This is a genomic window from Rhizobacter sp. Root1238 (assembly GCF_001425825.1).
In the GTDB taxonomy this organism is placed as follows: domain Bacteria; phylum Pseudomonadota; class Gammaproteobacteria; order Burkholderiales; family Burkholderiaceae_C; genus Rhizobacter.
In genome coordinates this window covers 208,502-231,698 of sequence record NZ_LMDM01000034.1, presented here as the reverse complement: position 1 = coordinate 231,698, position 23,197 = coordinate 208,502, and the positions used below count along the sequence as shown (strand labels likewise).

At 68.7% G+C, this 23,197-nt stretch carries 22 protein-coding genes; 14 read left to right on the top strand and 8 right to left on the bottom strand.

Annotated features, from left to right (window positions below):
• The first annotated feature begins 13 nt into the window (after positions 1-13).
• The 6 genes from coxB to ASC98_RS22365 are packed head-to-tail and all read left to right on the top strand — an operon-like array spanning position 14 to position 4,737.
• On the top strand, positions 14-1,189 hold the full coding sequence (gene coxB / locus ASC98_RS22385; protein ID WP_056816060.1) for a cytochrome c oxidase subunit II: 1,176 nt from the start codon (positions 14-16) through the stop codon (positions 1,187-1,189).
• A gap of 27 nt (positions 1,190-1,216) precedes the next feature.
• Positions 1,217-2,854: a cytochrome c oxidase subunit I gene (gene ctaD, locus ASC98_RS22380; RefSeq protein ID WP_056815973.1), complete on the top strand. Its 1,638-nt coding sequence runs from the start codon at positions 1,217-1,219 to the stop codon at positions 2,852-2,854.
• A complete protein-coding gene (locus tag ASC98_RS31855) occupies positions 2,854-2,964 on the top strand; it encodes a cytochrome oxidase small assembly protein (RefSeq protein ID WP_235581350.1) in 111 nt (36 codons plus the stop codon). The genes ctaD and ASC98_RS31855 overlap by 1 nt, the downstream gene beginning before the upstream one ends.
• A 16-nt stretch (positions 2,965-2,980) precedes the next feature.
• Complete coding sequence (locus tag ASC98_RS22375; RefSeq protein ID WP_056815970.1) at positions 2,981-3,580, top strand: cytochrome c oxidase assembly protein; 600 nt, start codon at positions 2,981-2,983, stop codon at positions 3,578-3,580.
• Positions 3,577-3,813: a DUF2970 domain-containing protein gene (locus tag ASC98_RS22370; RefSeq protein WP_056815966.1), complete on the top strand. Its 237-nt coding sequence runs from the start codon at positions 3,577-3,579 to the stop codon at positions 3,811-3,813. The genes ASC98_RS22375 and ASC98_RS22370 overlap by 4 nt, the downstream gene beginning before the upstream one ends.
• Positions 3,814-3,852: 39 nt before the next feature.
• Positions 3,853-4,737, top strand: coding sequence for a cytochrome c oxidase subunit 3 (locus ASC98_RS22365; protein ID WP_056815963.1), 885 nt, complete (start codon positions 3,853-3,855; stop codon positions 4,735-4,737).
• A 49-nt stretch (positions 4,738-4,786) separates the two neighbouring features.
• Here the strand turns inward: ASC98_RS22365 and ASC98_RS22360 are convergent, their stop codons facing one another.
• On the bottom strand, positions 4,787-5,005 hold the full coding sequence (locus ASC98_RS22360; protein WP_056815959.1) for a twin transmembrane helix small protein: 219 nt from the start codon (positions 5,003-5,005) through the stop codon (positions 4,787-4,789).
• Between the two features lie 51 nt (positions 5,006-5,056).
• Between ASC98_RS22360 and ASC98_RS22355 the strand changes: the two genes are divergently transcribed.
• Genes ASC98_RS22355 through ASC98_RS22335 form a run of 5 tightly spaced genes read left to right on the top strand, consistent with a single transcriptional unit; the run spans position 5,057 to position 9,167 of the window.
• Positions 5,057-5,788: an SURF1 family protein gene (locus ASC98_RS22355; RefSeq protein ID WP_056815957.1), complete on the top strand. Its 732-nt coding sequence runs from the start codon at positions 5,057-5,059 to the stop codon at positions 5,786-5,788.
• The gene (locus tag ASC98_RS22350; protein WP_056815954.1) at positions 5,742-6,458 is read left to right on the top strand and encodes a hypothetical protein; all 717 of its coding nucleotides are present in this window, start codon (positions 5,742-5,744) and stop codon (positions 6,456-6,458) included. The genes ASC98_RS22355 and ASC98_RS22350 overlap by 47 nt, the downstream gene beginning before the upstream one ends.
• 1 nt (position 6,459) lies before the next feature.
• Positions 6,460-7,614, top strand: coding sequence for a heme A synthase (locus ASC98_RS22345; RefSeq protein WP_056815951.1), 1,155 nt, complete (start codon positions 6,460-6,462; stop codon positions 7,612-7,614).
• Positions 7,615-7,632: 18 nt separating this feature from the next.
• Positions 7,633-8,553, top strand: coding sequence for a heme o synthase (gene cyoE, locus ASC98_RS22340; RefSeq protein WP_056815948.1), 921 nt, complete (start codon positions 7,633-7,635; stop codon positions 8,551-8,553).
• Positions 8,553-9,167: an SCO family protein gene (locus ASC98_RS22335; RefSeq protein ID WP_056815945.1), complete on the top strand. Its 615-nt coding sequence runs from the start codon at positions 8,553-8,555 to the stop codon at positions 9,165-9,167. Before cyoE ends, ASC98_RS22335 begins: the two co-directional genes overlap by 1 nt.
• 67 nt (positions 9,168-9,234) lie before the next feature.
• Here the strand turns inward: ASC98_RS22335 and rpoH are convergent, their stop codons facing one another.
• The gene (gene rpoH, locus ASC98_RS22330) at positions 9,235-10,185 is read right to left on the bottom strand and encodes an RNA polymerase sigma factor RpoH (protein ID WP_056815942.1); all 951 of its coding nucleotides are present in this window, start codon (positions 10,183-10,185) and stop codon (positions 9,235-9,237) included.
• A 320-nt stretch (positions 10,186-10,505) separates the two neighbouring features.
• Between rpoH and ggt the strand changes: the two genes are divergently transcribed.
• A complete protein-coding gene (gene ggt / locus ASC98_RS22325; RefSeq protein WP_235581357.1) occupies positions 10,506-12,125 on the top strand; it encodes a gamma-glutamyltransferase in 1,620 nt (539 codons plus the stop codon).
• Between the two features lie 87 nt (positions 12,126-12,212).
• Here the strand turns inward: ggt and ASC98_RS22320 are convergent, their stop codons facing one another.
• Both ASC98_RS22320 and ASC98_RS22315 read right to left on the bottom strand, forming a co-directional pair.
• A complete protein-coding gene (locus tag ASC98_RS22320; RefSeq protein WP_056815936.1) occupies positions 12,213-15,419 on the bottom strand; it encodes a CHASE domain-containing protein in 3,207 nt (1,068 codons plus the stop codon).
• Between the two features lie 86 nt (positions 15,420-15,505).
• The gene (locus tag ASC98_RS22315) at positions 15,506-16,396 is read right to left on the bottom strand and encodes an aldo/keto reductase family oxidoreductase (RefSeq protein WP_056815934.1); all 891 of its coding nucleotides are present in this window, start codon (positions 16,394-16,396) and stop codon (positions 15,506-15,508) included.
• Positions 16,397-16,580: 184 nt separating this feature from the next.
• Between ASC98_RS22315 and ASC98_RS22310 the strand changes: the two genes are divergently transcribed.
• Positions 16,581-18,392, top strand: a complete 1,812-nt coding sequence (locus tag ASC98_RS22310; RefSeq protein ID WP_162249295.1) for a 7TM diverse intracellular signaling domain-containing protein — start codon at positions 16,581-16,583, stop codon at positions 18,390-18,392.
• A gap of 25 nt (positions 18,393-18,417) precedes the next feature.
• Here the strand turns inward: ASC98_RS22310 and ASC98_RS22305 are convergent, their stop codons facing one another.
• From ASC98_RS22305 to ychF, 3 genes are read right to left on the bottom strand one after another with little or no spacing between them, the layout of a single operon-like run.
• Positions 18,418-19,005 carry a DUF4276 family protein gene (locus ASC98_RS22305; protein ID WP_056815929.1) on the bottom strand — a complete coding sequence of 196 codons (588 nt, stop codon included), beginning with the start codon at positions 19,003-19,005 and terminating at the stop codon, positions 18,418-18,420.
• Positions 19,002-20,201 (bottom strand): AAA family ATPase, encoded by a 1,200-nt coding sequence (locus ASC98_RS22300; protein WP_056815926.1) that lies wholly within the window; start codon positions 20,199-20,201, stop codon positions 19,002-19,004. Before ASC98_RS22300 ends, ASC98_RS22305 begins: the two co-directional genes overlap by 4 nt.
• A gap of 25 nt (positions 20,202-20,226) precedes the next feature.
• The gene (gene ychF / locus ASC98_RS22295; RefSeq protein ID WP_056815923.1) at positions 20,227-21,321 is read right to left on the bottom strand and encodes a redox-regulated ATPase YchF; all 1,095 of its coding nucleotides are present in this window, start codon (positions 21,319-21,321) and stop codon (positions 20,227-20,229) included.
• A gap of 99 nt (positions 21,322-21,420) precedes the next feature.
• On the opposite strand from ychF, the gene ASC98_RS22290 reads away from it, so the two are divergent.
• Complete coding sequence (locus tag ASC98_RS22290) at positions 21,421-22,293, top strand: pirin family protein (RefSeq protein WP_056815920.1); 873 nt, start codon at positions 21,421-21,423, stop codon at positions 22,291-22,293.
• Here ASC98_RS22290 and ASC98_RS22285 read toward each other — a convergent pair.
• Positions 22,265-23,188, bottom strand: coding sequence for a DMT family transporter (locus ASC98_RS22285; RefSeq protein ID WP_056815917.1), 924 nt, complete (start codon positions 23,186-23,188; stop codon positions 22,265-22,267). The genes ASC98_RS22290 and ASC98_RS22285 overlap by 29 nt on opposite strands.
• Between the last annotated feature and the right edge of the window lie 9 nt (positions 23,189-23,197).

The following is a 23,197-nucleotide window of genomic DNA, read 5'->3' as shown; positions in this document are numbered from 1 at the left end:
TGAAACGACCATGATGAAGCAGACGAAAACACTTTGGCAGCGGGCGGGAGAACTCAGCCTCGGCCTGGGCGCCGCGTTGGCCACATCGGCTGCCATGGCCGTCAACAGCCTGCCGGGAGGGCCGGCCGTCAACCAGCTCGACCTGCACCCGCCGGTCACCGCGATCGCCGCCGAGCAGCGCTGGCTGCACTACTTCGTGATGATCATCTGCGTCGTGATCTTCCTCGGCGTGTTCGGCGTGATGTTCTATTCGATCATCAAGCACCGCAAGAGCAAGGGCGCGAAGCCGGCCAACTTCCACGAGAGCACCACGGTCGAGATCATCTGGACCATCGTGCCGTTCGTGATCGTGATCCTGATGGCGCTGCCCGCCACCAAGGTGGTGGTCGCGATGAAGGACACCAGCGCGGCCGACCTGACCGTCAAGGCCACCGGCATCCAGTGGAAGTGGGGCTACGACTACCTGAAGGGCGAGGGCGAGGGCATCGGCTTCGTCTCCACGCTCGACGTGACGCAGCGCGAGATGTCCGACTCCGGCAAGCCGTCGGGCGACGACTACCTGCTGAAGGTCGACAACCCGCTGGTCGTGCCGGTCGACAAGAAGGTGCGCGTGATCACCACCGCCACCGACGTGATCCACGCCTTCATGGTGCCGTCGTTCGGCATCAAGCAGGACGCGATCCCCGGCTTCGTGCGCGACACCTGGTTCCGCGCCGAGAAGATCGGCGACTACTACGGGCAGTGCGCCGAGCTGTGCGGCAAGGAGCACGCCTACATGCCGATCCACGTGAAGGTGGTGTCCGCCGAGGACTACACCAAGTGGGTCGACGGGAAGAAGAAGGAAATGGCCGCTGCCGCCGACGATCCGGCCAAGGTCTGGGAGCAGCCCGCGCTGCTCGCGCGCGGCGAGAAGGTGTACGCCGCCAACTGCGCCGCCTGCCACCAGCCGAACGGCAAGGGCGGCGGTCCGATCAAGCCGCTCGACGGTTCGCCGGTGGTGCAGGATGCCGACAAGACCAAGCAGATCCACATCGTGCTGAACGGCCAGAACAACGGCGCGATGCCGTCGTGGAAGCAGCTGTCCGACACCGACATCGCCGCGGTCGTCACCTACACGAAGAACAACTGGTCGAACAAGACCGGCCAGACCGTGCAGCCGTCCGAAGTGCTCGCCGAGCGCAAGCAATAAGCCAGCGTCGCCCAAAGGAACCCACCCATGAGCGCAGTTCTCGATCCCCACGGCCACTCGCATGATGCGCACGACGCGCACGGCGACGAGGCGCACCACCACCCGCACGGCTGGCGCCGCTGGGTCTACGCGACCAACCACAAGGACATCGGCACGCTGTACCTGCTGTTCTCGTTCACGATGCTGATGGTCGGCGGCATCCTTGCGCTGCTGATCCGCGCCGAGCTGTTCCAGCCGGGCCTGCAGATCGTCAACCCGCAGCTGTTCAACCAGCTGACGACGATGCACGGGCTGATCATGGTGTTCGGCGCGATCATGCCGGCCTTCGTCGGCTTCGCGAACTGGATGGTGCCGCTGCAGATCGGCGCGGCCGACATGGCCTTCGCGCGCATGAACAACCTGAGCTTCTGGCTGCTGATCCCGGCCGCGCTGATGCTGGTGGGTTCGTTCTTCATGCCCGGCGGCGCGCCGGCGGCCGGCTGGACGCTCTATGCGCCGCTGACGCTGCAGATGGGCCCGTCGATGGACGCCGGCATCTTCGCGATGCACATCATGGGCGCGAGCTCCATCATGGGCTCGATCAACATCATCGTGACCATCCTCAACATGCGCGCGCCCGGCATGACGCTGATGAAGATGCCGATGTTCTGCTGGACCTGGCTGATCACCGCCTACCTGCTGATCGCGGTGATGCCGGTGCTGGCCGGCGCGATCACGATGACGCTGACCGACCGCCACTTCGGCACCAGCTTCTTCAACCCCGCCGGCGGCGGCGACCCGGTGATGTACCAGCACATCTTCTGGTTCTTCGGCCACCCCGAGGTGTACATCATGATCCTGCCGGCGTTCGGCATCGTGAGCCACATCGTGCCGGCCTTCGCCCGCAAGCGCCTGTTCGGCTACACCTCGATGGTGTACGCCACCGCGTCGATCGCGATCCTGTCGTTCATCGTGTGGGCGCACCACATGTTCACGACCGGCATGCCGGTCACCGGCCAGCTGTTCTTCATGTACGCGACGATGCTGATCGCGGTGCCCACCGGCGTGAAGATCTTCAACTGGATCGCGACGATGTGGCGCGGCTCGATGACCTTCGAGACGCCGATGCTGTTCGCGGTCGGCTTCATCTTCGTGTTCACGATGGGCGGCTTCACCGGCCTGATCCTGTCGATGGCGCCGGTCGACATCCAGCTGCAGGACACCTACTACGTGGTGGCGCACTTCCACTACGTGCTGGTGGCCGGCTCGCTGTACGCGATGTTCGCCGGCTTCTACTACTGGGCGCCGAAGTGGACCGGCGTGATGTACAACGAGACGCGCGGCAAGATCCACTTCTGGGGCTCGCTGATCGCCTTCAACGTCACGTTCTTCCCGATGCACTTCCTGGGTCTCGCCGGCATGCCGCGCCGCTATGCCGACTACCCGATGCAGTTCGCCGACTTCAACATGGTCGCGTCGATCGGCGCGTTCTGGTTCGGGCTGATGCAGGTCTACTTCTTCCTCTTCATCGTGCTGCCGTGCATGCGCGGCAAGGGCGAGAAGGCGCCGCAGAAGCCGTGGGAAGCCGCCGAAGGCCTGGAATGGGAAGTGCCGTCGCCGGCGCCGTTCCACACCTTCGAGACGCCGCCGAAGCTGAACGCGGCGGCCACCAAGGTGATCGGCTGATGACGCCGGAGCAGAAGAGGAACAACCGCCGGCTGGGCTGGATCCTGGCGTCGGTGGCGGTGGTCTTCTTCATCGGCTTCATGGCCAAGGCCGCTCTTTTCGGGCTTTGATCCGGACCCCGACGTCATGAGCGACCCAGGCCTGAAGACCGACAACCTGCGCATGGCCGGCAAGCTGGTCGTCGTGGCGGTCGCGATGGCCGGTTTCGGCCTGGCGATGGTGCCGATGTACCGCTCGATCTGCGAGGCGCTCGGCGTCAACGTGCTGTCGCTGTCGGAACGCGCGGTGCCGGGCAATTCGGATGCGACGCACAAGAACACGCAGGTCGATGCGAGCCGCACCATCACGGTCGAGTTCGATGCGAACGCGCACGGGCCGTGGGAGTTCAAGTCGATGCAGCGCTCGATCGACGTGCACCCGGGCGAGCTCGCGACGGTGATGTACGAGTTCCGCAACGTGCAGAACCGCACGATGACCGCGCAGGCGATCCCGAGCTATGCGCCGAAGCAGGCCTCGCCGCACTTCAACAAGCTCGAGTGCTTCTGCTTCAGCGAGCACACGCTGCAGCCGGGCGAGTCGAAGCAGTGGCCGGTGGTGTTCGTGATCGACCCGAAGCTGCCGAAGGACGTCAAGACGATCACCTTGTCGTACACCTTCTTCGAGGTGGCGGGCGGCAAGGTGGCGGCCGCGCCGAAGGAGTCGTCGGCGGTGAAGGGCGGCTCATGAGCGATGGTCTCAAGGATGCGGTGAAGCGCCGCGGCTCGTTCCTCGCGACGATGAAGGCGGTCGCCTGGTCGTTCTTCGGGGTGCGCAAGTCGGGCGACTACGAGAAGGATGTGGAGCAGCTGAACCCGGTGCACCTGGTCATCGCGGGCGTCCTCGGCGCCGCGCTGTTCGTGATCGTGCTGGTGCTGCTGGTGCAGTGGGTGTTGTCCAGCGGTGTCGCCACCGCGGGCTGAAGAGTTGAAGAGAAACAGATCGGACTAGCAGGAGAAAACATGTCGTCAGCGACGCATTCGGGCCAGGCGCCCCACTACTTCGTTCCGGCGCCTTCGCGGCATCCGGTCATGGCCGCCTTCGGCCTGCTGATGGTGATCTTCGGCGGTGGCCAGTGGGTCAATGGCCACGGCTGGGCGGCGTACCTGGTGCTGTTCGGGCTGCTGTGGTGGGCCTTCGTGCTGAAGCAGTGGTTCGGCGACGCGATCGGCGAGAGCGAAAGCGGGCTGTACAGCGACCGCATCGACGTCTCGTACCGCTGGAGCATGAGCTGGTTCATCTTCTCCGAGGTGATGTTCTTCGGCGCGTTCTTCGGCGCGCTGTTCTGGGCGCGGCTGCATGCGGTGCCCAACCTCGGCAGCTTCGACAACGCGATCCTGTGGCCCGACTTCAAGGCGATCTGGCCGAGCTCGGGCGTCGGCATGACCGCGGCGCCGGCCGGCACGGTCGAGCCGTTCCGCACGATGGGCCCGTGGCCGATCCCGACCATCAACACCGCGCTGCTGCTGAGCTCGGGCGTCACGCTGACGATCGCGCACCATGCGCTGATCGCCGGCCACCGCGCGAAGACCATCGGCTTCATGTGGGTCACGGTGCTGCTGGGCATCCTGTTCCTGACGCTGCAGGGCTACGAATACCACCACGCCTACACCGAGCTGAACCTGAAGCTGTCGTCGGGCGTCTACGGCTCGACCTTCTTCATGCTGACCGGCTTCCACGGTTTCCACGTGTTCGTCGGCATGCTGATGCTGCTGTTCATCACGCTGCGGCTGCAGCGCGGGCACTTCACGCCGCAGCGCCATTTCGGCTTCGAGGGCGCCGCGTGGTACTGGCACTTCGTCGACGTGGTCTGGCTCGGCCTGTACATCGTCGTGTACTGGCTCTGAGCGACGTCCGATGAAACAAGAGCGCCTCGCGGCGCTCTTTTTCTTTGGATCAGCCGGTGCGGATGCCGGTCGGGTGGATCCAGCCCATCCAGTAGCTGAACAGGATGATCGCGAACAGCAGCACCGACAGCCCGACCCGCACCGCGAGCGCCCGCATCATGTTGCCGCTCTTCGGCTTGCCGTCGCGACCGTCGCGCATCATGAAGACCCCGGCGAATGCCAGCGCACCGATGATGAGAACGAAGGCGACGCCGATCAGGTATTTCATGGGCCACGATTATTCCACCGCGCACCGCTGCGCCGTCGGCAGGGGCAAGGCATGAGCAGCGCCCGCCAGCGCGCCGCGATCGTGCTGCTCGCGACGCTGGTCGGCATGGCCGTCACCGCGCGGCTCGGCGTGTGGCAGCTCAGCCGCGCGGCGGAGAAGCGGGCGTTGCAGTCGGCGCTCGATGAGCGCGCGCACCTGGCGCCGCTCGACGACGCGTCGCTCGCTACCACCGCGGCGCAGGCCGAGCTGCAGCACTACCGCCCGGTGCGCCTGCGCGGCACCTGGCGGGCGCAGAACACCGTCTACCTCGACAACCGGCAGATGGACGGCCGCCCGGGCTTCTTCGTCGTCACGCCGCTGCTGCTGCCGGGCGGCGATGCGGTGCTGGTGCAGCGCGGCTGGGCACCGCGCGACATGGCCGACCGCACGCGCGTGCCGGTGGTGCCGACGCCCCCCGGCGAGGTCGAACTGCTCGGCCTGATCGCCCCGCCGCCCGCCCGGCTGTTCGACTTTGCCGGCGGCGTGGCCGCTACCATCCGGCAGAATCTCGAACCCGCGGCGTTTTCGCAGGAGATCGGTGTCCGGCTGCGGCCGCTGTCGGTGCAGCAGCAGGACACCCCGGGCGCGGCCGGCGACGGCCTGGCGCGCCGCTGGCCGGCCCCCGCGGTCGACATCCACAAGCACTACGGTTACGCGTTCCAGTGGTTCGCGATGTGCGCACTGATGGCAGGTCTGTATGTCTGGTTCCAACTCGTCCGTCCCCGGCTCCGGCGCCGTGCCTGATTCGCCGCTGAACTTCAGCGTGCATTCGCTGCCGTCGCCCGTGCTGGCCGACGCGCAGCGCCGCACCGCGGCCGGCCGGCTGCGCATGCTGCTGGTGCTCGCGGTGTGTGCCGCGCCGGTGATCGCGTCCTACTTCACCTACTTCGTGATCCGGCCCGAGGGCCGTACCAACTACAGCGAGCTGATCACGCCGTCGCGGCCGATGCCGGCCGACCTCGGCCTGCGCACGCTGGGCGGCGAGCCGGTTGCGGCCGAGGCGCTGCGCGACCAGTGGCTGATCGTCGTCGTCGGCGATGCGGCCTGCGACGCCACCTGCGAGAAATACCTCTACCTGCAGCGTCAGATCCGCGAGGCGCTCGGCCGCGAGAAGGAGCGCGTCGACAAGCTCTGGCTGGTCACCGACGCGCGCACGCCGCGGCCCGAGGTGATGCAGGCGATCTCGGTCGGCACGCCGGCCGCGGTGCTGCGCGTCCCGCGCGAGCGGCTGGCGGCCTGGCTCGCACCGGCCGACGGGCAGACGCTCGCGCAGCACATCTACCTCGTCGACCCGATGGGACAGTGGATGATGCGGGTGCCGCCCGACCCCGATGCCGCGCGGCTGAAGCGCGACATCGAGAAGCTGCTGCGCGCGTCCGCGTCGTGGGACCAGCCCGGCCGACCGGCGCGTTGAGATGGGCGCAGTGGCCTCTTACGACCTGAGCCCGCTGTCGGTGATGGCGCTGGTGGCGCTGCTGCTGGCGACCGGTCCGCTGGTGTGGGTCGCGCTGCGGCACCGGCGCGCGCATCCGGCCACACGCCTGCGCGCGCTGACGGTGATGACGCTGTTCCTCACCTTCGACCTGGTGCTGTTCGGTGCCTTCACGCGGCTCAGCGATTCGGGCCTCGGCTGCCCCGACTGGCCCGGCTGTTACGGCAATGCCAGCCCGCTGGGCGCGCAGGGTCACATCGACGCGGCGCAGGCCGCGATGCCGAGCGGTCCGGTGACGCATGGCAAGGCCTGGGTCGAGATGGTGCACCGCTACCTCGCCAGCGCGGTCGGCGTGCTGATCATCGCGATCACGGTCGCGGCCTGGCGGCAGCGGCGGCGCGATGCCCATGCGCTGTCGCCATGGTGGGCGACCGCGACACTTGGCTGGGTCTGCCTGCAGGGCGCGTTCGGCGCGCTGACCGTCACGATGAAACTGTTCCCGGCCATCGTCACGCTGCACCTGCTCGGCGGGCTCGGGCTGCTGATGCTGCTGGCGGTGCAGGCGCAGGCCGACGACCGCCCGCCGCTCGTGTTGCCGGCCCCGCTGCGCCGTGCGGTGTGGGCGGTGCTCGCGATCGGCCTCGCGCAGGTGGTGCTGGGCGGCTGGGTCAGCACGAACTACGCGGTGCTCGCGTGCGCCGATTTCCCGACCTGCCAGGGCGCATGGTGGCCGGCGATGGACTTCGAGCACGGCTTCGCGGTCTGGCGCGAACTGGGCGCCGGCAAGGACGGCGGCTACCTGCCGTTCGCCGCGCTGACGGCGATCCACATGGTGCACCGCCTCGGCGCGGTCGTCACGCTGTCGGCGCTGCTGCTGCTGGCCTGGCGGCTGCACGCGAGCGGCGATCCGGTGCTGCGCCGCTGGGCGCTGCGCTTCGCGGCGGTCGCCGCCTGGCAGCTCGCCAGCGGGCTCGGCAACGTGGTGCTCGGCTGGCCGCTGGTGGCCGCGCTGGCCCACACCGGGGGCGCCGCGGCGCTGCTGACGCTGCTCGCGGCCCTGCTCGCGCGGGCGCATGTGGACGTTTTGTCCGTTGGGCGGCGTTCCGCTGCCGCGCCTGCCTGGAGGCACGCCTCGTAAAATCGGCGGTTCGTTCCCATGTCCAACACCTTGACTCCCCCTGTCGCCACGACCACCCCCTTCGCGCGCCCGTCGCGTTGGCGGCAGTTCTACGCGCTGACGAAACCGCGCGTGGTGCAGTTGATCGTGTTCTGCGCCGTCATCGGCATGCTGCTGGCGGTGCCGGGGCTGCCGGATTGGCGCTTGGCACTGGCGGGCACCGCGGGCATCTGGCTGGTCGCGGCGGCCGCGGCGGCCTTCAACTGCCTGGTCGAGCAGCACATCGACGCCAGGATGGCGCGCACCGCGTGGCGGCCCACCGCGAAGGGCGAACTGACCAACACGCAGACGCTGCTGTTCTCCGGCGTGCTGTGCGCCGTCGGCAGCGCGATCCTGTACCTGCTGGTGAACCCGCTGACGATGTGGCTGACCTTCGCCACCTTCGTCGGCTATGCGGTGATCTACACCGTGGTGCTGAAGCCGCTGACGCCGCAGAACATCGTGATCGGCGGCGCGTCGGGCGCGATGCCGCCGGTGCTCGGCTGGGCCGCGATGCGCGGCGACGTCGGCCCCGAGGCGCTGATGCTGTGCCTGATCATCTTCCTGTGGACGCCGCCGCACTTCTGGGCGCTGGCGCTGTACCGCGTCGAGGACTACCGCAAGGCCGGCCTGCCGATGCTGCCGGTCACGCACGGCAACGAGTTCACCCGGCTGCAGGTGCTGCTGTACACCTTCGTGCTGTTCGCCGCGACGCTGCTGCCCTTCGTGTTCGGCATGAGCGGCTGGATCTACTTGGCCGCGGCCGTCGTGCTGGGCGCGATGTTCACCGGCTACGCCTGGAAGCTGTGGCGCGAGTACTCCGATGCGCTGGCGCGCCGCACCTTCCTGTTCTCGATCTACCACCTGTCGCTGCTGTTCAGCGCGCTGCTGGTGGACCACTACCTGAGCCCCCTGCTGTGATGATGCAACGCCGACTGTTCGTGCTCACGTCCCTGGTCACCGCGGCCGGCCTGCTGGCCGCCTGCGACAAGCTGCCGCCGTCGGCATCGTCGACGCCGGCCTTCAAGGCGGTCGACATCACCGGTGCCGACTACGGCAGCGGGCTGTCGCTGCCCGACCAGAACGGCAAGACCCGCACGCTGGCCGACTTCAAGGGCAAGCTGGCGGTGGTGTTCTTCGGCTACACGCAGTGCCCCGACGTCTGCCCGACCACGATGGCCGAGCTGGCACAGGTCAAGAAGGCGCTCGGTGCCGACGGCGACAAGGTGCAGGGCATCTTCATCACGATCGACCCGGAGCGCGACACGCCGGAGATCCTGAAGGCCTACATGGGCAGCTTCGATCCGAGCTTCGTCGCGCTGCGCGGCACGCCGGAGCAGACCGCCGCGGTGGCCAAGTCGTTCAAGGTGTTCTACGCGAAGGTGCCCGGCAAGACCGAGGGCAGCTACACGATGGACCACACCGCCGGCTCGTATGTGTTCGACGCCACCGGCAAGCTGCGGCTGTTCACCCGCTACGGCAGCGGGTCCGAGGCGCTGCAGTCCGACCTGAAGGCCTTGCTCGCCAGCACGTAAGAACGCGAGTCGAAAAAGAGAAAGGGCCCCGAGGGGCCCTTGTGCTTTCCGTGCCGTCCGCCAGCCGTCAGGCGGCTTCGGTCAGCGCCTTGCGCATCTTCTTCATCGCGGCGACTTCGATCTGGCGGATGCGCTCGGCGCTGACGCCGTACTCGCCGGCCAGGTCGTGCAGCGTCATGCCGCCCGAGCTGTCGTCGTTCACCTTCAGCCAGCGCTCCTCGACGATGCGGCGGCTGCGGGCGTCGAGCGCGTCGAGCGCCTGCGCGATGCCGTCGCCGGCCAGCCAGTCGCGGCGCTGCGCCTCGATCACGCGGGTCGGCTCGCTGCTGTCGTCCGCCAGGTAGGCGATCGGCGCGTAGGCTTCCTCGCCGTCGTCGCCTTGCGGCTCGAGCGCGATGTCGCCGCCGGACAGGCGGGTTTCCATCTCGAGCACTTCCTCGCGCTTGACGTTCAGCTGCTGCGCGACGCGGTCGATCTCGGATTGCGTCAGCGTGGCGCGGTGGGTCGTGCCGTCGGCAGCGTCTTCCTTCATGCTCTGCTTCATCGAGCGCAGGTTGAAGAACAGCTTGCGCTGGGCCTTGGTCGTCGCGACCTTGACCATGCGCCAGTTCTTCAGGATGTACTCGTGGATCTCGGCCTTGATCCAGTGCATCGCGTAGCTGACAAGGCGCACGCCTTGATCGGGGTCGAAGCGCTTGACGGCCTTCATCAGGCCGACGTTGCCTTCCTGGATCAGGTCGCCGTGCGGCAGCCCGTAGCCGAGGTACTGGCGCGAGATCGACACCACCAGGCGCAGGTGCGACAGCACCAGCTTGCCGGCGGCTTCGACATCGCCCTGCTCGCGCAGGCGGCGCGCGAAGGACATCTCTTCTTCATGCGTCAGCAACGGGATCCGGTTGACCGCGGACATGTACGCGTCGAGGTTGCCCAGCGAGGGCACCATCGCGAACGGGTCGCGCAGGGTCAGGGCGTTGTCGGGAGACAGGGTGTTCGTGAGGGTCATGGAAGCATCAGACATGCTGAAATTCCTTTCGTTCCCTTGATATTAGCACTCGACTTCCTAGAGTGCTGACGGCGCCGGGCGTCCATCCGTCAGAGGGTCAGTGTGAGCGAATACTTGCAATAAAACGGCGGCAAATCGTGTTCCCGACCCCACTGGGTGCAAGGCTTTGCGACTATCCTGGCGAATTCCAAACCCTGGTGCCATCCGGTGCCTCCGAGGAGAACGTCACGATGAAGACCTGTCGTTTGCTGAAGAGTTTCGTGGTATCCGCCGCAACAGTGTGCTGCTGGACGGTGCATGCCGCGTCGATCGCGCCGGCGGCCGCCGAGAACGGCATGGTCGTCACCGCCCAGCATCACGCGACGCAGGTCGGCGTCGACGTGCTGAAGAAGGGCGGCAACGCGGTCGATGCCGCGGTCGCGGTGGGCTACGCGCTGGCGGTGGTCTACCCGGCGGCGGGCAACCTGGGCGGCGGCGGCTTCATGACGATCCAGCTGGCCGATGGCCGCAAGACCTTCCTTGACTTCCGCGAGAAGGCGCCGCTGGCCGCGACGCCGAACATGTACCTCGACGCCAGCGGCAACGTGATCAAGGGCCTCAGCACCACCGGCCACCTGGCGGTCGGCGTGCCCGGCACGGTGTCGGGCCTGGAACTGGCGCGCGCGAAGTACGGCACGATGACGCGGGCGCAGCTGATCGCGCCGGCGATCCGGTTCGCCGACAAGGGCTTCGTGCTGGAGCAGGGCGATGTCGACATGCTGCTCACGTCCACCGAGGATTTCCGCAAGGACGCCGCCTCGGGCGCAATCTTCCTGAACAAGGGCCAGCCGTTCGCGCCGGGCCAGAAGCTGGTGCAGAAGGATCTGGCGAAGACGCTGCGCCTGATTTCGCAGAAGGGCGAGGCCGGCTTCTACAAGGGCAGCGTCGGCGCGGCCATCGTCGCCTCGAGCCAGGCCGGCAAGGGCATCCTCACGCAGGCCGACCTCGACCAGTACAAGACCCGCGAACTCGCGCCGGTCGAGTGCGACTACCGCGGCTACCGCATCGTCTCGGCACCGCCGCCGAGCTCGGGCGGCGTCGTGATCTGCGAGATCCTGAACGTCCTCGAAGGCTATCCGCTGAAAGACCTCGGCTTCCGCTCCGCGCAGTCGGTGCACTACCAGATCGAGGCGATGCGGCATGCCTACGTCGACCGCAACAGCTACCTGGGCGACCCCGACTTCGTCAAGAACCCGCTCGACCGGCTGCTCGACAAGGGCTATGCCGAGAAGATCCGCGGCGTGATCGATCCGGCCAAGGCCGGCGTGTCGAAGGACATCAAGCCCGGCGTCGAGCCGCACGAAGGCAGCAACACCACGCACTATTCCATCGTCGACAAGGACGGCAACGCGGTGGCCGTGACCTACACGCTGAACGACTGGTTCGGCGCCAAGGTCACCGCGGCGAAGACCGGCGTGATCCTGAACGACGAGATGGACGACTTCACCGCGAAGATCGGCGTGCCGAACATGTACGGCCTGGTGCAGGGCGAGGCGAACGCGATCGCCCCGGGCAAGCGCCCGCTGAGCTCGATGTCGCCGACCATCATGTCGCGCGACGGCAAGCCGGTGATGGTGACCGGCACGCCGGGCGGCAGCCGCATCATCACGGTGGTGGTGCACACGATCCTGAACGTCGTCGACTACGGGATGAACGTGCAGGAGGCGGTCGATGCACCGCGCTTCCACCAGCAGTGGCTGCCGGAGACGACCAACGTCGAGGTCAACGCGCTGAGCCCCGACACGCGCAAGATCCTGACCGACATGGGCCACAAGCTGGGCAACCCGCAGCCGGCCAACCACGTGGCCGCGATCCTGGTCGGTGCGCCGTCGCTCGGCGGCAAGCCGGTCGGCAAGAACCGGTTCTACGGCGCGAACGATCCGCGCCGCAACACGGGCCTCGCGGCGGGCTTCTAGCCGGGCCGAGCGCCGGGCCGCCCCAAGCCGGCCCGGATCCCCGCGGGGGATCGGTCGGCGTACCCGCCGGACGAGGGGTCGTCATCCCTAGCCGAACCTCGTCTCGACGTCGTCGAGCACCGCATCGACGACCCCGAGCAGCTGGCTCACACTGACCGGCTTGGTCAGGTACTGCCGGGCGCCGGCGGCCATCGCGGTCTCGATCTGGCTGGCCAGTGCGTCGGCCGACACCACCACCACCGGGATGCTGGCGGTGCCCGGGTCGGCTTTCAGGTGGCGCAGCAACTCCATGCCGTCGATGTCGGGCAGGTGCATGTCGAGGAGGATCAGGTCGGGCCGGCGCGCGCGGATCGCCGCCAGCCCGTCCAACCCGGTCACCGACACGTCGAACTGCACCTGCGGCCGGCGCGCCAGGATGCCGCGCATCACCTCGACGTTGGTCTCGTTGTCCTCGACGTAGTGGACGATGCGCTGGTGGTAGCTGCCGGTGGCCGGGGCGATCTCGTCCAGCCCGGCCGGCGCGCTGTCGGCCGGGTTGGCCCGCGGCAGCGTCAGGATGAACGACGAGCCTTCGCCGGCGGTGCTGCGCGCACGCACCGCGCCGCCCATCAGCTCGGCCAGCCGCTGGCTGATCACCAGGCCGATGCCGGTGCCTTCGAGCGACGAGCGCTCGCGCCCGAGCCGGTTGAACGGCTGGAACAGCTGCGACAGCTGCTGCGGCGTCATCCCCAGCCCGGTGTCGGTGATCGTGATCTCGACGCAGTCGCGCTGCCCGCCCGCCGTGCTGCGCCGTGACGCGATGTGGATGCGCCCGCCCTCGGTGTTGTACTTCACCGCATTGCTCAGCAGGTTGATCAGGATCTGCTTCACGCGCGTGGCATCGCCGGTGACGCGCTCGGCGTTGTCGGCCAGCTCCTGCGTGATCGCGATGCCGCGGCGTCGCGCGTCCTGCTCGACGAGCGACAGCGCCGCCGCGACCGCCTCGTGCAGGTCGATCGCGTCGGCCTGCAGGTTCAGCGTGCCGGATTCGATGCGCGACAGGTCGAGCACGTCGTTGATCATGTCGAGCAGGTGCCAGCCGGCGCTCTGGATCTGCGTGACCCACGGGCGCTGCGCGATCGGCAGCGGGTGGTTCTGGTCCAGTTCGAGCAGCTGCGCGAAGCCGAGCATCGCGTTCAGCGGCGTGCGCAGCTCGTGGCTCATGCGCGACAGGAAATCGCTCTTCGCGCGGTTCGCCGCCTCGGCCAGCTCGCGCGCGCGCTCGGCCTCGGCCAGCCGCAGGTGCTCGGTGATGTCCTCGACCACGCCGACGATGCGCCGCGGCTGGCCCTGCAGGTCGCGCAGCAGCGTGACGATGGTCTGCACCCACACCTGACGCCCGTCGCGCGTGACGTAGCGGCCCTGGCGCCGGTACATCGGGATCTCGCCGCGCAGCAGCTGGCTCGTCATCTCGAGGTCCTGCGCGCGGTCGTCGGGGTGCGTCAGCGCGGCGACGTTCATGTCGACCAGCGCCTCGGCGCTGTAGCCGGTCAGCGCGCAGTACTGCGGATTCACCTGCTTCACGTTGCCGTGCAGGTCGGTGTAGACGACGCCGATCGGCACGTGGTTCAGGATGTTGCGGAAGCGCTGCTCGCTCTCGCGCAGGTCGGCCTCGGTGCGCTGGCGCTCCGCGATCTCGCGCTGCAGCGCGGCGGTGCGGTCGTTGACGGCGGCCTCGATGCGGCGGGTGCGGCCGGTCACCGTCAGCATCAGCGCGCCCAGCATCGACGTGGCGAGCAGCCCGACCAGCGAGAACAGCAGCGCGTTGCGCTCGCGCACGTGCGGCACCGCGGAGCGCGACGACGTGACGCGGATGTCCCACTGCCGCCCGGCGAACGCGAACGAGCGCACGTGGGACAGGTCGGCCGACTGCGTCTCGCAGCCGAGGGTGCCGGCCAGGCGCCGCCGTTCGGCGATCGGGTCGGTGTCGACGATGCAGACGTCGATGTAGTGCGGCAGCGTGCTCTTGAACGCCTGCAGCGCGTCGTCCATGCGCAGCGTCACGAACACCACGCCGCGCGCCGCCGCGACCCGGTCGCTGACGGTGGTCGGCATGCCGGCGTAGACGGCCTGGTAGATCACGACGCCGGTCTGCGTGCCGGCGCCGTCCTGCGTCAGCAGGAAGCCGGCGCTGGCGGCCGGCCGGTCGGTGCGCACCGCCGAATCGATCGCCATGCGCGCGGCGGCGATCGACCGGGTGTTGACGCCCAGCGCCGCGGCGTTCGCCTGCTGCGGCTCGATGTAGCGGATCGCCGCGACGGTGTCGTCGGGCGCCGGCTTGAAGCCGGAGTCGAAGCGGTCGAACACGCGGTAGCCGGGCAGGCCGGCCGCGCGCACCCGGGCCTCGAAGGCCGGCACCTGCGAGCGCGGCATCAGCTCGGTCCAGCCGAGCGCCTGCAGGTGGCCGCTGACCTCGAGCCAGGCGGCCGCGGCGCGGTGCATCTCCTCGCGCGTCACGTCGTCGGACGAGATCATGACGCCGCGCAGTGCTTCGAGCGCGTGCAGCGGGTACTGCAACTGCGCGGCGAGGTTGGACGACGCATGGATCGCATCGCGATCGAAGGCGGCCTGCACGCGGGCGTCTTCCCATTGCGCGACCTGGCGCACGCCGAGCGCCATCAGCAGTGTCGCGATGCCGAGCGTCAGCCCGACGGTGCGGCGGCGCGCGGCCCATTCGTCGCGCGGCCGGCCGATCAGCGTCAGCGCGACCGGCGTGCCGATCAGCACGCCGAGCGCATCGCCGGCCCACCAGGTCCACCAGCCGAAGACCAGGTCGTCGTGCGGCTGGCGGGCGGCCAGCCACAGCGCGAGCGTCGCGACGCTGCAGCTGACGAGGCTCGCGGCGATCGCACCGAGCCCGAAGAAGACCGCGATGTCGCGCGGCTCGTTCAGCGTGACCGGCTGCGGCAGGAAGCGCTGCACCAGCACGCTGGCCAGCGCTGCCTGCAGCGTGGCGCCGACGGCGATGACGGCCGGCACCGCGAGGGCCGCGAGGGTCCACCCGCCCTGGTCGATCGCGATGCCGGCATTGACCAGGAAGGAGCCGATCAGCACGCCCGGCAGCACCCGCCATCCGTAGGCCAGCAGGCAGGCCAGCGCGATGCCGGCGGACGGGTACAGCGGCGACGCGAGGCTGGGCGGAATCGCCAACGCCAATGCGGCCCAGCCGACGACCGCATAGGCGACGGCGGTGCCCGCGAGCGCGAACGGCCAGTCCGGCCAGTTCGTGGTGGGGCGGGGCGTCGCTGGCGTCATCGAATCGATGGGGCGAGGTGGGGGCGAGGGGAGCCTATCACCTCGGTGCGATCCTCAGTGGGTGCGAAACGACATGGCGCGCATCGTCAGGCGACTTCGTGGCCGCTGCCGGCCTGCCAGATCTCGGTCCACGATTCGGCGTCGAGCTTCAGCTGCAGCGCGGCCAGCGCCTCGCGGATCGCCTCCAGCCGCTGCGAGCCGGTCAGCGGGTGCGGGCGGGTCGGGTGGCGCAGCAGCCACGCGTAGGCGACCGTCGCCGCGCTGACGCCGTGGCGCTGCCCGACCGCCTGCAGCGCGGCCTGCACGCGGCGCGAGCGCTCGTCGCTGCCGGTCAGCAGCTTGCCGCCGGCCAGCGGCGACCAGATCATCGGACGCAGGCGCAGCCGCTGGCATTGGTCGAGCGTGCCGTCGTGCAGCGGCGACAGGTGCAGCGGGTGCAGTTCGATCTGGTTGGTGGCCAGCGCGATGCGGCTGTTCAGCAGCTCGAACTGCGCCGGCGCGAAGTTGGACACCCCGAAGGCCCGCACCTTGCCAGCCTGGCGCAGCGCGGTGAAGGCCTCGGCCACGTCGTCGGCCTCCATCAGCGGATCCGGGCGGTGGATCAGCAGCAGGTCGAGGTGGTCGGTCTGCAGCGCGCGCAGCGAGTTCTCGACGCTGCGGGTGATGTGCGCCGGCGAGGTGTCGTAGTGCTTCACCCGGTGCTCCGGCCGCGCCCCGCCGACCAGCTTGATGCCGCACTTGCCGACCAGCTGCATGTGCTGGCGCAGCATCGGCTTCAGCGCGAGCGCCTCGCCGAACAGCGCCTCGACCTGGTATCCGCCGTAGATGTCGGCATGGTCGAAGCTCGTCACGCCGAGCTCCATGCACTGCTCGATCCAGCGCACGCGCTGTTCGGCGCTCCAGCCCCAGTCGGCCATGCGCCAGGCACCGGCGACGATCGGGGAAAGGGCGAGGTTGGGGGCGTTGACGGGGCTCATGATGGCGGCAGGCTGTCGGCAGTGGAGGGTGAGTGGCACGCGGGCGCGGGTCAGCAGTGTGCGCCCGCGCGCCAGGGAAAGTCAGAGGGTAACAGTCCGTTTCGCTTGCATTGCATGGGGCGAATCCCGACGATATCGACGCCAGAATGCGCGCCGCCCTGTCCCGACTCCACGGATCCATCCCTTGCTTTTCCGCTGCCTCCGATTCCCCTGCCTGCCGTGGCCGTGGCTGCGCGCCCTGCTGATGGCCGTGCTGGTGGCGGCGCTGCCGGCGTGGTGCGCCGCGGCCACGCTGCAGCTGACGGTGCAGGGGCCGGCGCGCAGCCTGGCCGAGGGGGCGGAGTTCCGCGTCGACGCCACCGGGCAGCAATCGCCGCAGGCGGTGCTGGCCGAAACCGAGGGCTGGCAGCGCCTGCCCGACGACGAACTGTTCGGTGCGCGCTGGCCGGCCGTGACCTGGGTGCGCTTCAGCGTGCAGGTGGGTGCCGGCAGCGAGGCCGACTGGTTCCTCGAATTGCCGCACGCGACGCTGATGCGCGCCGAGGTCTACCGCGTCGGGCCCGAATCGCGCCTCGGTGCGCCGCAGGCGAGCGGCGTGCTGACGCCGATCTCGCAGTGGCCGGTGCGCGCGTCGCTGCCGGTGTTCCAGCTGCATGCCGATGCGCAGCGGGCGACCACCTACCTGCTGCGGCTGGAGCACCCCGTCACGCTCGGCGGCGCGCCGCTGGTCCGCAGCCCGCGCGACCTGCTCGAAAGCCAGGGCACGGCCCAGCTGTTCATCGGCGCGTACTTCGGGCTCGCGCTGCTGGCCCTGCTGTACGTGGTGGTGCAGGCGCTGGTCCACCGCGACGGTGCGCTCGGCTGGTGCAGTGCCTACCTGGTGGCGATGATCCTGACGCTCGCCTGCCTGAGCGGCCTGGTCCACCAGACGCCGATCGGCGAGGAGCCTGCGCTGAGTGCCGCGCTGGTGATGCTGAGCCCGGTGCTGTTCGGTGCGGTCGGACTGGGCTTCCTGCGCTCGGCGGTGCCGCAGGCGGTGATCGGCCGGCTCGAGCGGGCGCTGGTGTGGTTGTGCGTCGTGCTGGCCGCGCTGTTGACGATCGCCTATCCGCTGCTCGATCTGGCCGAGCGCTGGTTCCTGACGCGGTCGTTCTGCGCGCTGTCGATGCTGGTGGGCGCCGGCCTGCTGGTGCGTTCGCTGCGCTGGCAGCTGCCGCACGTGCGCTGGCTGGCGGCCGGCCAGATCGTGCTCGGGGTGGGGGCGGCACTGCCGTTGCTGAAGAGCTTCGGCGTGGTGGCCAGCGGGCTGTTCTCGCAATACGGACTGCTGTTCGCCAGCGCGATCGACCTGCCGCTGCTGTTGTACGCGATGTCGCTGCTGCGGCGCGACCACGACGTGGTGTCGGCGCGGCTGCGCGAGGCTGCGCAGTACGACCTGGTGACCGGCCTGCTGCGCCCGAAGGAACTGCTGCCGCGGCTCGCCCAGATGAAGTTCCGCAGCCAGCGGCACGGCATCCGCAGCGCGGCCGTGATGTTCGAGGTGGTGAACCTGCGCGACATCCGGCTGCGCCAGGGCGCGTCGATCGCCGAGCAGGCGCTGCTGATGGCCGGCCGGCAGGTCCAGCAGGGCATGCGGGCGTCGGACGTGGTGGTGCGCTTCAACGAGCAGCGCGTGGTCGCGCTGCTGGACGGCGTGGCCAACCCGGGCGAGGTGCTGATGATCGTGCACCGCATCATCCACCAGGCCCAGCACTACACCGGCGAACTGCCGGGCGCCGAGACGCTGCAACTGCATGCGGTGGTCGCGCACCTGCCGGAGGACCGCCGCGACACGCCGCAGGCGCTGGTCGACGCGCTGGTGTCGCACCTCGGGCGCATGCGCCCGGGCAGCGGGGCGCGGCTGCGCCAGCTGACGACGATCGCGCCGCAGCGCCAGCGGCCGCGCTGGTGGCGGCGGTGGCTGAAGACGAGGCCTTGGGAGGCGGGGGCGGAGTAGGGCGGGTTTTTGGGGTGCGGCGCCGTCAGCCGGGGTGCACGTAGCCCAGTTCGCCGGCAACCTTGAGCACGCCTTGCAGAAACACCCGGAAGCTGTGCGAACGATTCTGTCCCGGCATCAGGTGCTCTGCCATGGCCCGTGCGCCCCGCAGCTTCTGGAACTCCGGCACCAGTCGCTTGACCTCGATCGAGGGCTTCTGCCAATCGTCGGGCAGCGCAAAGCGCTTGCGAATCGAGGCGGAGTCCAGCCGAGGCAGGTCGAATGCCTTGGCCAGTGCGCCGATGTCCCCGATGTACCAGCTCTCGAGTTCCTGGCAGACCAGACGGATCAAGGTATCGGGCCGCCCACTCTTCGTGCACAGCGACCGGAGTTGCCTCTTCAGAGCCTTGCAGTCCACGTTGTCGTTGTCCCTGACGACGATGAACCGATCTCCCGGGATCCGCCATGCCGCGAGCTTGCGGGGAATGCTTCGGTCGAGGTCGGACTTGCCTTCATGCGGCACGCTCTGGAAATGCACGCCTTCGACCCAGCCCGGAAACAGGCGGGGCAACAGGCAGTCGAGCAATGCTTTCATCGAGGGCTCTTCCAGCAGGAAGACGATGCGGCCCTTCATCGGCGGGCGTCCTTGTTCAAGCCCTCGAACAGCCCCTGTTTCCACAAATAGCCCGGCAGGTCGCCCAGGTCGAAGAGCGCCTGCAGATTTTCGGATTCAGCTGCCCGCGAAATGGTCGTGAAACCATCCTGCTTGCGCAGGCAATAGATCTCGTCGAGGGTCAGCGCATTCAGGAAGTCGGGTGAATGCGTCGAGATGAAGACCTGTCCGCCACGTTCTGCATAGTCGCGAAATTCTTCGGCCAACTCCGGAAGCAACTCCGGATAGAGCTGGTTCTCAGGTTCCTCGATGGCAAGCAGCGGATAGGGCTTCGGATCGTTCAGCAGCACGAGGTAGGCAAACATCTTGATGGTGCCGTCCGACACGTAGCGGGCAATGAACGGATCCTTGAAGCTGCCGTCCTGGAAGCGAAGCACGAGGCGTCCGTCTTCGGTTTGTCGAGGCTCCACAACGGAGACACCGGGAACGCGCCGCTGCATCGCCTTCAGTACCCGGTCGAAGCGGTCCCTGTGGTGCTCGAAGAGAAAGTTCGCCACCAGCGGCAGGTTGTCGCCCCGAGTGGACAGGTGCTCGGCAAAGCCGTCTTCCTGGCTGGGGCGGGCCTCTGACACGTGGAAATCGGACACGTGCCAGTTCTCGATCATCAGCCGAAAGGCGCTGGCTGCCTTGAACCGCTCGAACTGCCCCAGCCCCTTGATCGCCAGGATGTCGGGCGCGTCGAGCTGTTGCTCCTCCCGAGTGAGTTCTTCGTCCTGCTTGGAGAATTCCTCTTCGTTCGTGATGGCGTAGCCAGTGCCGTTCGAAAAATCCAGGAAGCGAAACGGAGCCCCGTAGCTTCCGCGCTTGTACCGAAGGACCTCGCGCTCGACGAAAGGCTTTCCGTCCGCGCCCGGAGCGATCTTCAGCACGTAGGTGACCAAGCGTTCCTTGCCCGTGATCTCGAGGCGGAACTGGAGGGTCAGCTCGATCGGCTCGTGAGCGAAGCCCCGGCTCGCGACCTCACGGTACCCGCCCCGCTTGGCGAGTGCCTTGGTCACGTTCATCGCCAGCGCATCCTTCAGGAACGAGAACACGTCGAACAGCGTCGATTTGCCGGTGCCATTCGCTCCCACCAGGACGCACAGGCGAGGCACGTTTACCAGCTTGGCATCGCGGAACAGCCGGTAGTTCTTGATCTCGATCGATTCGATCTGCATGCGATGCTCCGTGGCGACTGGTGCCTCAGACGTTGAACAGGAAGTTCATCACGTCCCCGTCCTTCACCACGTACTCCTTGCCTTCGGCGCGCATCTTGCCGGCGTCCTTCGCGCCCTGTTCGCCCTTGAACGCGATGAAGTCGTCGAAGCCGATGGTCTGCGCACGGATGAAGCCGCGCTCGAAGTCGGTGTGGATCACGCCGGCCGCCTGCGGCGCGGTGTCGCCGATGTGGATGGTCCAGGCGCGCACCTCCTTCACGCCGGCGGTGAAGTAGGTCTGCAGCCCGAGCAGGCTGAACGCCGCGCGGATCAGGCGGTTCAGGCCCGGCTCGCTCTGGCCCATCTCCTGCAGGAACATCAGCCGGTCTTCATCGGGCATGTCGGCCAGCTCGGCCTCGGTCTTCGCACAGATCGCCACCACCGGTGCCTTCTGGCCCTCGGCGTAGGCGCGCAGCTTGTCGAGGTAGGGGTTGTTCTCGAAGCCGCCTTCGTCGACGTTGCCGACGAACATCGCCGGCTTCGCGGTGATCAGGCACAACGGCTTCAGGATGACCAGCTCTTCCTTGCTGAAGCTGATGCCGCGCACCGGCTTCGCTTCGTTCAGCGCGGCCTGGCACTTCTGCAGCACGTCGACCAGCTTGGCCGCTTCCTTGTCGTTGCCCGACTTCGCCGCCTTGATCGAGCGCTGCAGCGTCTTCTCGACCGTCGTCAGGTCGGCCAGGCACAGCTCGGTCTGGATCACCTCGATGTCGGAAATGGGGTCGACCTTGCCGGCGACATGGATCACGTTCTCGTCGTCGAAGCAGCGCACCACGTTGACGATCGCATCCGTCTCGCGGATGTGGGCCAGGAACTGGTTGCCCAGGCCTTCGCCCTTCGACGCGCCGGCCACCAGCCCGGCGATGTCGACGAACTCGACGATCGCCGGCACGATGCGCTCGGGCTTCACGATCGCCGACAGCGCCTGCAGGCGCGGGTCGGGCAGCTCGACGATGCCGACGTTCGGCTCGATGGTGCAGAACGGGTAGTTCTCGGCCGCGATGCCGGCTTTCGTCAGCGCGTTGAAAAGGGTGGACTTGCCGACGTTGGGCAGGCCCACGATGCCGCATTTGAGGCTCATGGAGGGGGCTTTCGCAGGTCGAGAGAGAGGGGCGAATTTTAGACGCTCCCTCTACACTGCCCGTTTCCATTCCCGCCAACCCCCTTCGAGGGCCTCCCGATGCTCGAACTCCTGCGCCTGAATCCGCACACCAAGGACCTCGGCGGCGGCTTCACCGTGCGCCGGCTGCTGCCCTCGTCGCAGCAGCAATCGGTCGGGCCGTTCCTGTTCTTCGACCACTTCGGGCCGATCACCGCCCAGCCGAGCGACAACCACGACGTGCGCCCGCACCCGCACATCGGGCTGGCCACCGTGACCTACCTGTTCGAAGGCGCGATGCTGCACCGCGACAGCACCGGCATCGTGCAGCGCATCGAGCCCGGCGCGATCAACTGGATGACCGCCGGCCGCGGCATCGCCCACTCCGAACGCGCGCCCGACGACCTGCGCCACGTCACGCGCCGCAGCCACGGGCTGCAGCTGTGGGCCGCGCTGCCGGCCGAACACGAGGAAGACGCGCCGAGCTTCTCGCACACCGCGGCCGCGGCGATCCCGTCGGTGGTGGTCGGCGACACCGCGGTGCGGGTGCTGATCGGCAGCGCCTTCGGCGCGGCCTCGCCGACCCCGACGCTGTCGCCGACGCTCTACGTCGACCTGGCGCTGCCGCCCGGCGGCCGCCTGCAGGTGCCGGCGGCGGCGCCGCAGCGCGCGCTGTACGGCGTGGACCACGGCTTCACGCTCGACGGCGTGGCGGTGCCGGCCGGCGAGATGGTGGTGCTGCCAGCAGGCGCTCAGCCGCTGCTCGAGGCGCCGCAGGGCGCGCGCGTGATGCTGATCGGCGGCGAGCCGCTCGGCCACCGCTTCATGTGGTGGAACTTCGTCTCCAGCCGCAAGGACCGCATCGCCGAGGCGGCCGACGACTGGGCGGCTCAGCGCTTTGCCGGCGTGCCCGGCGAGACCGAGTTCATTCCGCTGCCGGAGCGCCGGCCCTGACGGGTGAGCCGACCGGTGTGCCGCGGCGCAGCATCAGCACGTTGCCCGCCACCGCCAGCGCCGCGCCGACGGCCGTCAACGCATCCGGCTGGTAGTGCTCGAAGGCCATCGAGACGAGCAGCGCCAGCAGCGGCGTCATCACGCCGATGCTGCCGGCCGGGCCCGGCCCGAGGCGCTGCATCAGCGTCAGGAAGCAGGCGAAGGTCAGCACCGAGCCGGCCAGCGCCAGGTACAGCAGCGCGATCCACCATGACGCGATGGCCGGCAGCGCCATCGGCTGCCCGCCGGCCAGCGCCGCGATGAAGCAGCACAGCGCGCCATACAGCATGCCGAAGCCGAGCGCCGGCCAGAACGGCAGGCCGCGCGCGCCGTTGCGGCTGGCCGCGAGGCTGCCGACGCCCGACAGCAGCACCGCGCCGACCGTGAACAGCGCGCCCAGCGTGGCGCCGGCCGCATCGCGCGCATGGCCGAACTCCGGCCAGAACACCAGCGCGACGCCGGCCAGCCCGAGCAGGCCGCCGGCGATGAAGCGCGGCGTGATCGCGACACCGAACAGCCAGCGTGCGCCGAGGCCGGCGATCAACGGCGAGGCCGAGTAGCCGACCGCGACCAGCCCCGACGGCAGCAGCCGCTCGGCGTGGTAGACGCACAGGTACGACACGCCGTACAGGAACACGCCCTGCAGTGCGAACCAGGCGTGCTGGCGCGGTGCGAAACGCAGCGTGCCGCCCCGTGCCGCGGTGAAGGCGAGGATCACCGCGCCGGCCAGCGCGAAGCGCAGCGCGACGCCGAATTCGGGCGTGGTGACGCCGACCTGCCAGGTGATGGCATGCCAGGTCGTGCCCCAGGTCAGCACGCAGACGGCGAACAGCTGCCAGTTGCGAAAGCGCGCCACCTCAGGCGC

What these genes read in the sequence shown, in the direction of transcription:
- coxB (WP_056816060.1), top strand. Translation starts at nt 14, where the DNA reads ATGAAGCAGACGAAAACACTTTGGCAGCGGGCGGGAGAACTCAGCCTC.
- ctaD (WP_056815973.1), top strand. Translation starts at nt 1,217, where the DNA reads ATGAGCGCAGTTCTCGATCCCCACGGCCACTCGCATGATGCGCACGAC.
- ASC98_RS31855 (WP_235581350.1), top strand. Translation starts at nt 2,854, where the DNA reads ATGACGCCGGAGCAGAAGAGGAACAACCGCCGGCTGGGCTGGATCCTG.
- ASC98_RS22375 (WP_056815970.1), top strand. Translation starts at nt 2,981, where the DNA reads ATGAGCGACCCAGGCCTGAAGACCGACAACCTGCGCATGGCCGGCAAG.
- ASC98_RS22370 (WP_056815966.1), top strand. Translation starts at nt 3,577, where the DNA reads ATGAGCGATGGTCTCAAGGATGCGGTGAAGCGCCGCGGCTCGTTCCTC.
- ASC98_RS22365 (WP_056815963.1), top strand. Translation starts at nt 3,853, where the DNA reads ATGTCGTCAGCGACGCATTCGGGCCAGGCGCCCCACTACTTCGTTCCG.
- ASC98_RS22360 (WP_056815959.1), bottom strand. Translation starts at nt 5,005, where the DNA reads ATGAAATACCTGATCGGCGTCGCCTTCGTTCTCATCATCGGTGCGCTG.
- ASC98_RS22355 (WP_056815957.1), top strand. Translation starts at nt 5,057, where the DNA reads ATGAGCAGCGCCCGCCAGCGCGCCGCGATCGTGCTGCTCGCGACGCTG.
- ASC98_RS22350 (WP_056815954.1), top strand. Translation starts at nt 5,742, where the DNA reads ATGTCTGGTTCCAACTCGTCCGTCCCCGGCTCCGGCGCCGTGCCTGAT.
- ASC98_RS22345 (WP_056815951.1), top strand. Translation starts at nt 6,460, where the DNA reads ATGGGCGCAGTGGCCTCTTACGACCTGAGCCCGCTGTCGGTGATGGCG.
- cyoE (WP_056815948.1), top strand. Translation starts at nt 7,633, where the DNA reads ATGTCCAACACCTTGACTCCCCCTGTCGCCACGACCACCCCCTTCGCG.
- ASC98_RS22335 (WP_056815945.1), top strand. Translation starts at nt 8,553, where the DNA reads ATGATGCAACGCCGACTGTTCGTGCTCACGTCCCTGGTCACCGCGGCC.
- rpoH (WP_056815942.1), bottom strand. Translation starts at nt 10,185, where the DNA reads ATGTCTGATGCTTCCATGACCCTCACGAACACCCTGTCTCCCGACAAC.
- ggt (WP_235581357.1), top strand. Translation starts at nt 10,506, where the DNA reads ATGGTCGTCACCGCCCAGCATCACGCGACGCAGGTCGGCGTCGACGTG.
- ASC98_RS22320 (WP_056815936.1), bottom strand. Translation starts at nt 15,419, where the DNA reads ATGACGCCAGCGACGCCCCGCCCCACCACGAACTGGCCGGACTGGCCG.
- ASC98_RS22315 (WP_056815934.1), bottom strand. Translation starts at nt 16,396, where the DNA reads ATGAGCCCCGTCAACGCCCCCAACCTCGCCCTTTCCCCGATCGTCGCC.
- ASC98_RS22305 (WP_056815929.1), bottom strand. Translation starts at nt 19,005, where the DNA reads ATGAAGGGCCGCATCGTCTTCCTGCTGGAAGAGCCCTCGATGAAAGCA.
- ASC98_RS22300 (WP_056815926.1), bottom strand. Translation starts at nt 20,201, where the DNA reads ATGCAGATCGAATCGATCGAGATCAAGAACTACCGGCTGTTCCGCGAT.
- ychF (WP_056815923.1), bottom strand. Translation starts at nt 21,321, where the DNA reads ATGAGCCTCAAATGCGGCATCGTGGGCCTGCCCAACGTCGGCAAGTCC.
- ASC98_RS22290 (WP_056815920.1), top strand. Translation starts at nt 21,421, where the DNA reads ATGCTCGAACTCCTGCGCCTGAATCCGCACACCAAGGACCTCGGCGGC.